Origin of the sequence: Microcoleus sp. T3_D1, from assembly GCF_036700405.1 — a bacterium.
Taxonomy (GTDB): Bacteria; Cyanobacteriota; Cyanobacteriia; order Cyanobacteriales; family Microcoleaceae; genus Microcoleus.
In genome coordinates, this window is record NZ_JAUBOV010000001.1 from 256,379 (window position 1) to 268,884 (window position 12,506).

At 43.7% G+C, this 12,506-nt stretch carries 6 protein-coding genes; 2 read left to right on the forward strand and 4 right to left on the reverse strand.

The window, feature by feature from the left end; translation table 11 throughout:
• Positions 1 to 1,909 (forward strand): CHAT domain-containing protein (locus QT992_RS01055; protein ID WP_333376355.1); only part of this gene is annotated, 1,909 nt, incomplete at its 5' end.
• A gap of 260 nt (positions 1,910 to 2,169) precedes the next feature.
• Here QT992_RS01055 and QT992_RS01060 read toward each other — a convergent pair.
• Both QT992_RS01060 and QT992_RS01065 read right to left on the reverse strand, forming a co-directional pair.
• Positions 2,170 to 7,503: an AAA family ATPase gene (locus QT992_RS01060; protein WP_333337058.1), complete on the reverse strand. Its 5,334-nt coding sequence runs from the start codon at positions 7,501 to 7,503 to the stop codon at positions 2,170 to 2,172.
• Positions 7,504 to 7,834: 331 nt separating this feature from the next.
• A complete protein-coding gene (locus QT992_RS01065) occupies positions 7,835 to 8,248 on the reverse strand; it encodes a hypothetical protein (RefSeq protein ID WP_333318393.1) in 414 nt (137 codons plus the stop codon).
• A 12-nt stretch (positions 8,249 to 8,260) separates the two neighbouring features.
• On the opposite strand from QT992_RS01065, the gene QT992_RS01070 reads away from it, so the two are divergent.
• On the forward strand, positions 8,261 to 8,482 hold the full coding sequence (locus tag QT992_RS01070; protein ID WP_333318395.1) for a hypothetical protein: 222 nt from the start codon (positions 8,261 to 8,263) through the stop codon (positions 8,480 to 8,482).
• Positions 8,483 to 8,645: 163 nt separating this feature from the next.
• Here QT992_RS01070 and ligA read toward each other — a convergent pair whose 3' ends face one another.
• Together ligA and QT992_RS01080 are read right to left on the reverse strand one after the other, a co-directional pair.
• Positions 8,646 to 10,997, reverse strand: coding sequence for an NAD-dependent DNA ligase LigA (gene ligA, locus QT992_RS01075; protein ID WP_333337056.1), 2,352 nt, complete (start codon positions 10,995 to 10,997; stop codon positions 8,646 to 8,648).
• A gap of 400 nt (positions 10,998 to 11,397) precedes the next feature.
• Positions 11,398 to 12,378 (reverse strand): Npun_R2479 family HD domain-containing metalloprotein, encoded by a 981-nt coding sequence (locus QT992_RS01080; protein WP_333337083.1) that lies wholly within the window; start codon positions 12,376 to 12,378, stop codon positions 11,398 to 11,400.
• Positions 12,379 to 12,506 lie beyond the last annotated feature (128 nt).

The following is a 12,506-nucleotide window of genomic DNA, read 5'->3' on the forward strand; positions in this document are numbered from 1 at the left end:
TCCAACTCCGGTAGTAACTCCAACTCCCACTCCAAGTGTCACTCCAACTCCCACTCCAAGTGTCACTCCAACTCCGACTGCAGTTGTCACTCCAACTCCGCTAGTAACTCCAACTCCCACTCCAAGTGTCACTCCAACTCCGCTAGTAACTCCAACTCCCACTCCAAGTGTCACTCCAACTCCGGTAGTAACTCCAACTCCCACTCCAAGTGTCACTCCAACTCCCACTCCAAGTGTCACTCCAACTCCGAGTGTCACTCCCACTCCCACTCCAAGTGTCACCCCAACTCCCACTCCAAGTGTCACTCCCACTCCGAGTGTCACTCCCACTCCCACTCCGAGTGTCACTCCAACTCCGACTGCAGTTGTCACTCCCACTCCGATCGATCCTACGGAAATACAAGTGCCCGCACCTGTGACAGCACCAAAATCGCCCACAGCCGCCGATACACCCACACCCGAACCGTCAACCTCCGATGAACAAGACTTTAAACGCCCCGAAATTCGATCGCTAGACAATCTCGGTGTTGCTGCTGTCGATCATCGAATTTTAACCATCGATCCAAGTATCACCAGTCAATTACCCGCTGGCATCGTAGCCTCTTCACTCGCATCCCAACAAGCACCAACAGTTAACCCTACTTCTAATTTAGTTCTGGGATACGCCCCGTCTCCCGATCGACTTTTTCAAGGTAACGACATACAGAAAACAGTCTGGGGAATCGAAGAAATGAGGAATCAAGAATTTGCAGAATACCTGGGGGTAGAAGCCAACCTCCTAGAGGAAAAAACCTTGATTTCGACATCCCAACAAACTTTACAAAATATCGAACAGCAAACCGGCAAGCGGTCTGGTATTATCTACATGGTCTCGCGAGAAGATCGATTGGAACTAATTTTAGTTCCTCCCGCCGGGTGGCCGATTCACTACAGCGTCCCCGAAGCCAACAGAGCAGCTCTTTTCCCCACTGTCCAGGAGTTTCGCGCTGAAATCACCAATCCCGCAAAACGCGATACTACAACTTATCTAGCCTCCGCCCAGCAACTATATAAATGGGCGATCGCACCCCTAGAAAAAGACTTACAAAACTTAGGAATTCAAACTTTGTTACTGTCAGTGGATCCGGGATTGCGAAGCCTGCCCTTTGCGGCTTTGCACGACGGTAAAGGCTTCTTGATGGAAAAATACAGTTTCAGCCTAATTCCGAGTTTTAGTTCGACTAATACCGATTATAAAGCCGTTAGAGACGCCACAGTGCTAGCAATGGGAAGGTCAGAATTTGTTGACCAACAGCCCTTGCCCAGCGTGCCGATCGAACTGCAGGCGATTTCCGCTCAGTGGCACAGCCCATCTTTCCTCAATTCTGCTTTCACTTTAGATAATCTCACGTCGGAACACACCAAGGGAGGATTTCGGATCGTTCACCTAGCAACTCACGCTGAATTCAAACCGGGAAAAGCGAGCAATTCCTACATTCAAATGTGGAATTCCAAATTGCAGCTCGATCGCATGGAGAGTTTGAATTGGCGCAATCCGCAGGTAGACTTGTTAGTATTGAGTGCTTGTAGAACTGCTGTGGGCGATCGGGAAGCAGAGTTAGGTTTTGGAGGTTTAGCAGTAAAATCCGGCGCCAAATCTGCTTTAGGGAGTTTGTGGTATGTTGACGATGGAGGCACTTTGGGGCTGATGAGCGAATTTTACCACCAGTTGCGAGGAACCACAACTAAGGCAGAAGCTTTGCAACTGGCTCAACAAGCAATAATGTCCGGTAAAGTGCGGCTGGAAAACGGACAGCTAGTAACAACAGGCGGCAAGTTAAATTTACCTGCTCATTTACAACAAGGAAACCAAAATTTTTCTCATCCTTACTATTGGAGTAGTTTCACCATGATCGGAAGCCCTTGGTAAGCTGCCCTATTTTATACCAAATCCGGTTGAAATATCCCGTTTATATTATGTCCGGTCGATTCCCTCCGCTTCGCTTCGCCCGAAATCAGGTAGGGGCGGGTAAACCTGCCAATATCTGCCAATAATTGACAATCTCAAAAACCCGCCCGGCCGGGATATTATGGTCAATCGCTCGGACATGATATTATTCTGTAATCCGCGCAGTCGGGCTTTAGTTGTGTAGTAGCGGTTTCAACCGCCCAACTCGCGAGAAAAAAGTTCTATTTCTGTTTCATCACCACCAAAGTAATATCATCAAAAACCTTCTGAGTGCCAATATACTGCCGCACATCATCAATCACAGCTTCCCGAATTCCTTGGGCACAGCGCTGACGATTTTCAACCACAACTTGCCACAACATCTTTAATCCGTACTGCGCTTTATTAATATCGAAAGCTTCAGGAATTCCATCAGTATAAAGCACCACCACATCCCCAGGATTTAACTGCACTTCTGTTTGAGCAATAAACTCGCCAATCTCTTCTACTAAGCCAATGGGAAAGCCTAAATCTATCGTATCTATGCACTCCAATTTTCCATCAGCGCGCACCACAATCATTTCCTCATGTTGTCCGCTTAATTTCAGGACACCTCCGGCATATTCTAAGATAGCTAGAGACATATTTCTCGGCGAGTCCATGCGCTGGAGATTATCATAAAGAGTTTGGTTGAGGATATCCAAAAACTTCACTGGATCTGTTTCGTTCATTTTCTGAAGCGTCCTGACAGCCGTTTGTGCCATAATCATCAACACGCCACTTTCTAAACCATGTCCCGTGACATCACCAATGCTAATCTTGACTTGACCATCCTGTTGCAATACGTCGTAGTAATCGCCCCCAACTTCGTCTGCTGGTTCCATAAAACCAGCTATTTCTAAGCCTTCAATTGCTTCGAGTTCTGACTGTTTTGGCAACACCATTTGTTGCAGTTGTTTGACAATATCGAGTTCTGCACTCATGCGGACATTTTCGGCTTTGAGTTTCTGATTCAGGGTGCTAATTTCTTGATTCGCTTCAGCTAGTTGAGCCGTGCGTTCTTGAACTTTATCTTCTAAAGTGCGATATAGCAGGGCATTTTCAATGGAAATTGCAGCTTGAGAAGAGAGGACTTTGAGAATTTCTAGACGATCGCGCGTAAAAGCTCCCGTAGTCAGATTATTTTCTAGATACAGAATGCCGATCAGTTTACCTTGATTAATAATAGGAGCGCATAAGACTGACTTAGGCTGATTTTTTATAATATAGGGTTCCTTGGTAAAAACTCCATTATTTGTAGCGTTTGATAAAACCACATCTTCCTGAGTTCTGGCAACATATTGAAGCATCCCGACTGGCAGACTTTCGCTGCCTTCAACAGCAAGAGATTGCGAAACTTGTACTTGCTCTCGATCGGCTTCACCTGTAGCTTCAATGGTTAAGGTTCCATTATTTGATAAAATCAGAAAGCCTTTTTGTGCTCCGCCATTTTCCAGTAAAATTGTCATTAATTTCGCTAACAATTTGTCGAGGGCAATTTCACCAGCCAAAACTTGGGAAGCCTTGATCACTGTAGCAAAATCTAGATCTGAACTTCCTCCCATTGTTGAAGAAGCTGTGGCAGTACCAGTAGTCTGCAAATCAGTTTGTTTCTTGGCAGATACCTTGGGTAGCAACTGCGGATATTTCTGCTCCAAATCCTCTACTTTACGCTTAGCCCCCCAAAGTTGGTAGCCATAGTGAGCTTTTCTCATGTAAAGCTTGGCAATTTCCTCTTTGCCTTTCCCTAACCAGAACTGGGCTGCCAATTCATTACCTAAAGCTTCATTCTGAATATACTGATTTTCATGGGCTGAAGCGATCGCGCGATCGTACAAATCTAGTGCTTCTATTTCTTTACCAGAAATGCGAGCGATTTCCGCCTCCACCAACAGGTATTTGTGCAGGAAGTTTTCAGGACAATTATCTGCCCAAATTTTCATCTTTTGCTGACAGGCTTTAATAATTTCCCCATATTCCTGCTGCTGTGCATCGGTAGCAGTGGGATAAAGAGCCGTTAAAATTAGAGGATAGTAAAGATAATGTTCGCCTTGACTGGGTATACCTGAAAGAAAAACGATAATTTCATCGCTTTTTTTAATATATTCTAAAGCGTTTTCATAATCACCATAGAAAAATAAAATTTGAGCTTTAAAGATGTTATAAGGTGCTATTCCAGGCATAAAAATTTTTTCCTCCCACATCTGGAGGCACTGCAATTCATCAAAATACTTATCGCTAAAAGAAAACTTATCCAGGGTTAATCCCTGTAAATTTAAAATGAAATGCCGATGTAATTGCTGAATACCAGCAAAGACATTATTTTTGATTTTCTTAAGAAATTCCAGATGTTTGTTAGATTCTTCAAGAATGCTATCAAAATTCTCAGCACTGAGAACTCTTTGCAGAATTAAGTGGTAAGAATTGTAGCTAACATAAACATCTCCAGTTTCTACCCCTGCGAGATAGCCTTTCCGAAGAAACGGAATCCCTTTTTTCAGATGGCTTCGCCAAGGATTAATCAAACCACCAAACATATTAAAAACTTTACAAGCCAAATTCACATTATGAAATTGCTCGTTAAGTTTCATCGACAATAGACCAAATTCATAACCCACTTCATAGTCAACTAATCTTGCACCTGCCAAAAATCCCCAAAAAGCATATCCATGAGCCGATGCCTCAGAATTGCCATTTTCCAGAGAAAGATTGACCATTTTTAATGAAATTAAAGCCAATAAATCTTGATCTACAAAATAAGCTGGACCCGTAACATTCATTAAGAGATTCATACAAGCTCTAATCTCTGGATTGCTCATTTCTGGGGCATCAATTAGCTCAGGAATTTTGATGTTTTCCAGATTTTTTCTGTATAAATCTAACTCTACATCAAGGGCAGACAAAATTTCTGACTTGTCGGTTGTCGGCAAAGTTAATCCCAAGGATTTTAAAGCTTCAGATCCAATACCAACGGCTTCTACAAATTTGCCTGTATTATCATAGAGAACTAAACGAATATTCTGAATTTCTGCTGTTTCTACATTAGATTTAACTTGCGTTAATATTAAGTCAAATAACTCTTCTGCCTTTTCAAAATTACCGCAGAGATATTCGCATTCCGACCGTTCTCGATATAAACTAAAAGTCAGATCGTAATGCTTTTCCCAAGCATCTCCCGGCAACATCTCTATTCCCGTAGTAAAGTATTGCTCTAAAGCAGCCGCATAAGCTGTGGAAGCTTTGGCTTTTTTCCCCGCCTCTAAGTTCAATCTTGCTAATTCTACCCGTTCCGATTCATCCGTTATCAATTCCCAAGCTAAGTTTAAATGATCGACAATTTCAAATATTTTTTCTGGTAATTCTTCTGCCGATACACTTGCTAGTAAAAGCCGTCCAATTTGCCGATGCACTGCCTTTTTTTGATCCTCATCAATCAGAGCATAAGACGCTTGTTGTACTCGGTCATGCAGAAATTTATAATCTTGAATTAAGAGATTTTCATCTAACTCTGATGTTGGTAAAATAAATCCATTCTGCACTGCCACCACCAAGTCAGAAAAAATTACCTCTTTAGGTTTTTCAGTGACGATAGCCAGAGTAGTTAAGTAGAAAGAAGCCCCGATGCAAGAGGCTAAACATAAAAGTTTCTGAGTAAGTTCCGGCAGTTTCTTCAAGTTTCCGGTCATTAATTCTACCACATTATCGGTAATATTTTGTGCCTCAATTTGGGCAATATTCCACTGCCAAATATGTTGCTGTAAATCAAATTTAATCAAGTTCTCTGCGTGCAGAGTTTTCAGGAATTGATTAACAAAAAATGGATTTCCTCCGGTTTTCCTCATCACTAATTCTGCCAATGGTTTTACGGAATTAGTATCGCTGTATAATGTGTCAGCGATGATTTGACTAATATTTTCTAAGGCTAAAGGTGCTAAGGTAATATAATTAATAGTGGCTCCTTCTTTGAGCAATCCATCCAGCGTTATTATCAAGGGATGACTAGGGCTAACTTCATTATCCCGATAAGCTCCAATTAAAAACAGATATTGCATATCTGTATCGGTCATCATCAGTTCAATTAACTTGAGCGTGGCGGAGTCGGCCCACTGCAAATCATCCAGAAATATGACTAAGGGATGCTCTTTTGTGCAAAAGGCTCGAATGAAGTTACCAAAGACAATATTAAAGCGATTTTGTGACTCGCTTGCTCCTAATTCTGGCACGGGTGGCTGTTGACCGACAATTAGTTCTACTTCGGGAATTACATCAATAATAACTTGACCATTGATACCAAAGGCACTGGCGAGTTTTTCTCGCCATTGCTCGATTTGTGCTTCACTTTCCGTTAATAATTGTCGCACTAATCCCTTAAAGGCGTTGACTACAGCCGAGTAAGGAATACTCTTTTGAAATTGGTCAAATTTGCCCTCGGTGAAATAGCCCCGGAGTCGGGTATTGGGTTTGTGAATTTCAGCTACTAGGGATGATTTCCCAATGCCAGAATAACCCGCCACTAGCATCATTTCAACCCCTCCTAGTCGCCCATTACTAAGGGCGAATTCAGGGGGGGTTGCTACTCGCTCAAAAGCTGTTAATAGTGCTTCTACTTCTGCCTCTCTTCCATAGAGTTTTTGCGGTATTTGAAAATGTTCGGAAATGTCTTGAATCCCCAAGGTAAATTCTAATATATTTCCTGTGGTTTCTAATTGCTGCCAACATTCGGCTAAATCATTTCTGATTCCAAACGCACTTTGGTATCGCTCCTCAGCGGTTTTTGCCATCAGTTTCATTACGATATCAGAGATAGCTTTAGGTATTTCTGGATTAATTTGATGGGGAGATGGAGGTACTTTAGCGATATGACAATGTACTAATTCTAGGGCATCATTGGTTTCAAAAGGTAATTTTCCTGTGAGTAATTCATAGTAAGTGACACCAAGGGAATAAAAATCGGTGCGGTAATCGAGGGAACGATTCATTCTTCCCGTTTGTTCGGGGGAAATATAAGCTAAAGTTCCTTCTAAAACATTGGGATTTTTGAGAGTGGGATTTTCCCGGTTAAATTGAGTGGAAATGCCAAAATCAATAATTTTGAGTTGTTTGGTTTCTGAATGCCAGACAAGATTAGCTGGGTTAATATCTTTGTGAATGACATTGGCTGCATGAATCTGAGCCAAAATCTCGGCTGCTTGAATGGCAATATCGAGGAATTGGTTTAAAGAGGTAATGGCTTGCTTTTGTTCAGAGTTGTCGATCAATTTCTTGAAAGAATTGCCACCAAAATCTTCAAAAATTATAACTAGCGTTCTCTGATACTCTTCCAAACTATAAGCTTTGATAACCCCTTTTAGATTAAGATTGCGCGTAATTTCATATTCTTGTCGATAGTGGGTGAGTTGAGCAGGAGTCGGATAATCTTGTTTGAGCATTTTCAGGATAACAGGTAGATTATCCTGTTGTCGGATGCCTCTATATACTATTGAGTTATTACTTTCGTAAATCTGATTGAGAATCTCGTAGCCGTTAATCTGAATCATTTTTAGGTTTCCATGATAGAAGGAAATCTTATTAAAGATAGTCAGCAAGCATTATCGGCGAGCGCACTGATCTATTATAGTAGCTGATGATGCTTGATACCCATGCTAAAGGTGAAATCTTCAGATTAATTTACTGCCGCACATTCTCTATCACAGATTACCTTATGGCAATAGCAGGTAACTTTCATTACCTGCTAATTTACAACGAGAAAAACAAGAGTTTTTCGCTCTTTATTGCTGGAGTATTTTCACGGTGAGATTTTTTTTGTAAGTCCCCTATTTTAAGTAGCAAATCTGTTCGTTAAACAATCATCTCTAACCCCCAGATGCTCTATCTAGGGTTGACTGCTCTCGGATTTGGTGCGGCAGTTCCGTAATTGACTCGACAGCCGATATTGAACAAACTCGAACTGCACTCAAGAGGGACAATTTGCTGATCGAGGAGGGCGCTGCAACTGACATACTCGTCGTTATTAGTATCTCTTACCATACATTCGATCGGGTTAGCTCCCGATCGCGCCGCCCAACTCTTCATACCTACGACTGCAATGTTATGCTGCCAGTAGAATGCAAACAGCGACACTGCAAACAGTACAGCAACGGCTAATCCTGCTTTCAACTTCCAACTATTTAGGACGTTTCCCAAACTATTTTTCACGTTTTCCACCCCAGAAATTGAGCTTTCGGTAGTTATTTCTGGAGTTGTCAAGTTTGTTTGTGTTTGTTCTGCTGGAATTTCCGACATAATGTATCTCCTGTGATTGCTGGGACTTGGCTAATCTGGCAGTTGCGATCGCTATTGCAAACTTTATCAAATTTTAGCAAAACTAGCCTGTACCGACAACCGATTGGCGCAGCACCACCGGGGAAGTATGTATATCCACCAAGTGCGATCCGCTTCGTTGGCGTAGCCCCCGTAGGGGCGGGCTTCGCTAACGCGATTTCTATGCCTTTTGAGGTATTGCCCAATTCGCGTTAGCAGAGCCCTCGAAGAGGATCGGATATTTTGCATCTAGGGCAATAGAATTGCTGGCGATGTTCTTTGAAAACGGCCCAAGTGAATCAGCTTTTTTTTGAACCGCAGAGGGCGCAGAGGGCGCAGAGAAAGAGCAAAGAGAGAGATATTGACTGTCACCAATCATTTATGGTTTCGATAGCAGTTCTAATAACTCTAATTCCGAAAGTAGTTCGATTCCCAAAGATTGAGCCTTTTCCAACTTAGAACCCGCATCTTCTCCCACAACCACATAATCAGTTTTAGCACTCACAGAACTTGTGACTTTACCTCCTGCTTTTTGAATCAAATCTTTAGCTTCATCTCGTTTCAAAGTGGGCAAAGTTCCGGTAAGCACAAAGCTTTTGCCTGCAAGTTGTAAATTTGTGCTGGCTAAATTGGGATTTTTAACTTCTGACTGTAATTGCAAGCCCGCAGTTTTCAACCGTGCAATTAAACTTTGATTAGCCGGAACTCGAAACCACTGATAAACAGCTTGAGCAATTTCCGGCCCGATGCCGTAAACGCCCTCAATCGATGCCGCCGATACCCCTGCTAACTCATCCACATTTGCAAACCTTTCTGTTAGCAATTGAGCATTCACGCTGCCGACGTGGCGGATGCCCAAGCCGTAAAGTACGCGCGAATAAGGTTGATTTTTGGATTGGGCGATCGCACTTACCAACTTTTCTGCCAACTTCTTACCCATGCGTTCCAAACTCATCAATCTTTCCGCAGTCAAATCGTACAAATCCGCCGCAGAATGCACCAGATTGCTATCAACCATTTGCTGCACCAACTTTTCCCCAACACCGTTAATATCCAGAGCATCCCGGCTGCAAAAATGAATCAGCGAACCCCTCAAAATTGCTGGACAAGATGTATTGATGCAGCGAGTAACGGCCTCCCCCTTTTCCCGAACCACAGGCTGTTCGCATTCGGGACAGCAACTAGGCATTTGGAAAAGTTGAGCATTTTGGGGGCGAAGTTCCGGCAAAACTCGCACAACTTCTGGTATAATTTCCCCAGCTTTTCTGACAATCACAGTATCGCCAATGTGCAGGTTGAGATCCGAAAGTCGATCGCTATTATGGAGAGAAGCCCGCGAAACCGTCGTCCCCGCCAACTGCACCGGTTTGAGTTCCGCTACAGGAGTTAGAGCCCCGGTTCTCCCTACTTGTACGGTGACAGCTTCTACTATTGTAGGGACTTCCGCCGCGGGATACTTCAGGGCGATCGCCCAACGCGGAAACCTCTGAGTAAAACCCAATTGTTTTTGCAGCAAAACCGAATTAATCTTAACAACAACCCCATCCGTCATGTAAGGCAAATTCCGCCGTTCAGTATCCCAATATTCGTAATACTCCCGAACCTCATCCAAAGAATAGCAAATTTTGCGATGGGGATTCACCTTAAACCCCATTCTTCGCAACAATTCCAACGAATCCCACTGCGTTTTCCCCTTATTTCCAAACGCTGTTTCATTCTCTGTAGGGGCAATCCCCCCGTGGTTGCCCTCATCGGTGGGGAGGGGCGGGCACGGGGGCACCGCCCCTACAGTGGGGAGGGGCGGTGGCACCGCCCCTACAGGTTCATCAAAATGTAAAGTATAAGCAAAGAAATCCAACCGTCGCTGAGCCACAATTTTAGAATCCAACTGCCGCAGCGTACCCGCCGCAGCATTGCGAGGATTAGCAAACAATTGTTCCCCCGCTTTTTCCCGTTCCCGATTAATTTCCTCAAACACAGCTAAAGACAAAAAAGCTTCTCCCCGCACTTCCACAACAGGCGGCGGATTATCTAAATTGAGCTTTAAAGGAATCGATCTAATAGTTTTGACATTTTGAGTAATTTCCTCTCCTGTAATGCCGTCTCCCCGCGTCGCACCGCGAACTAACACCCCATTTTCATAGGTTAACGCTAAAGCAGAACCGTCAATTTTTAACTCGCAAACATAGGAAACCCCCCCCAACCCCCCCTTGCTAAGGGGGGGAGTAATTTCCCTGTTTTCCTGATTGCTAATGGAAGATGTTATTCCATCTTGTCCCCCCCCTTGATAAGGGGGGGTTAGGGGGGGTGCATTTCCTTCTTGAACGGGGGTTAGTGGGGGTGCATTTCCATCTTGTCCCCCCCCTTGATAAGGGGGGGTTAGGGGGGGTGCATTTCCATCAATACCGGGGGTTAGGGGAGGTGCTACCCTTTGCCAGCGTTCCTGCCATTTAGCAAATTCCTCAAAATTAAAAGCATTTTCCAAACTGTAGAGAGGAATATTGTGTTTGACACTAAAAAATTGAGTAGCAGGCTGTTCTCCCACCCGCTGAGTCGGACTTTCCGCAGTAATTAATTCAGGATAATCTGATTCTAATTCTTGCAACTGGCGATAAAGTCGATCGTACACCTCATCTGGCATAATCGGCGCATCGAGAACATAATAAGCATAGCTAGCTTCCTGTAGCTGGTGCCTCAACTGTTGAATTTGCTGCTGAATCTCTGCTGCCATATCGATTTAAGGTTTTAGATTTTCGATGTTAGATTTTTGATTATAACTCTCCATTTTAGCTCAAAAAAAACGAGCAAGCAACCTCTATGCTGCCAGACCGATTTTAGATTTGAGATGCTCGATCTCAATTTGAGCTAAAAACAAAGATCCAGCAACTAGAACATCAAAACTTATCCTAATTGTCACCCTGACCAAAAACGGATACTTACTTTCCGACAGGAGTTGCCAGTCGGCCAAAATTTTAGACTCTTGTTCTACCTCCCAGATTCATCTCTGGAGTAAATTTCAAATCCTTCGACTGATTGAACGCTGAACGTTGCGCCAAACCTATCACGCCGAATTCTCAATTTTAAAATCCATTGAATCGCCTTTATAGCTGCAAATTTATGGGCGTAAATCCTCACAAATTCAAGTCGGGAAACTCTGTAAATTTCTTATTTTCCCCCGACATGGAAGGTTGAAGATTATCACCATCTTTTTCGCCGTTCAAGGTGCTATTGGGGCGGGATTTGGTGAACTCTTGAGCGTTTGGCTTGGTGAAAGCGAGCGGTTCAGCGTGTTCTACCTGAAATACATTGGCGTAGAGGTTGGCAATAATTTGTTTGCCTCCCTGGGTCAATTCCAAGTAGTTCAAAGCAGCAGGAATATAGGGAAAAACTCCATTCCAATAAAACTTGGCGTAATTTTGCCGCAAATCTCCCGGAGACTTGTAGCCCAAGATTTTATTAGTGCCGACTTCCTCAAATTCGTAGAACAGGGCACTTATTTTTCGCAGGTAATTGGGATCGCTCAACTGACCGATCAAATCGGCGGCCCTAGCGAGTCCAGAATAATTGTTTCTGTCTTGATGAGTTTCGCTAGCAGGAACTGGGAAGCGTGTCAATTCAATATTGCGCTTGATTTGTTCGGCATCAATTAATGTGTGGCCCCCGAAGCGTTCGTCAATTACGAGTTTTCCTCGATCGACATGATAAGGAGTTAAACTGGCAGAAGTTGCCCCGATCGGCACAGAAACCATGCCCCCGTCAATACCCGTAGCATATAGTCCCACAGCTTCTTGGTCTTGGCGGCAAACACCTTTGACGTAGCCGATATCGTGACACAGCAGCGAGATCAGGTAGTGCAGCCAATCTTCCGGCGACACTCCACCTTCGCGAATATGCTTGCCCCGGAGAATCTCTTGTCCCACCAAAGCCACGAGCATTGTGTGTTCCACATTGTGGTAGAGAGCATCGCAATTAGCGATATTTTCCAGAGCCATAGTCCCAGCCCAGGCGATAATTTCAGGGTAGTCAGGCTTGTACTTGCCGTAGGTGCGACGGTAGCCGGCCTGCAACTCTTGCACAAAAGCGTCAATCAGGATAGCAGTTGCATTGAACATCATAAATTCTCTCACTCAGGCTGTAGTTACAAACTCGATCGAAAATATCTTGGCCTTGCTGAAAAAATAATCAATGGGCATTCCAGTAGGTTTGACCCCTCGGTGTTGAATTTTAAATTTCAGCTAGT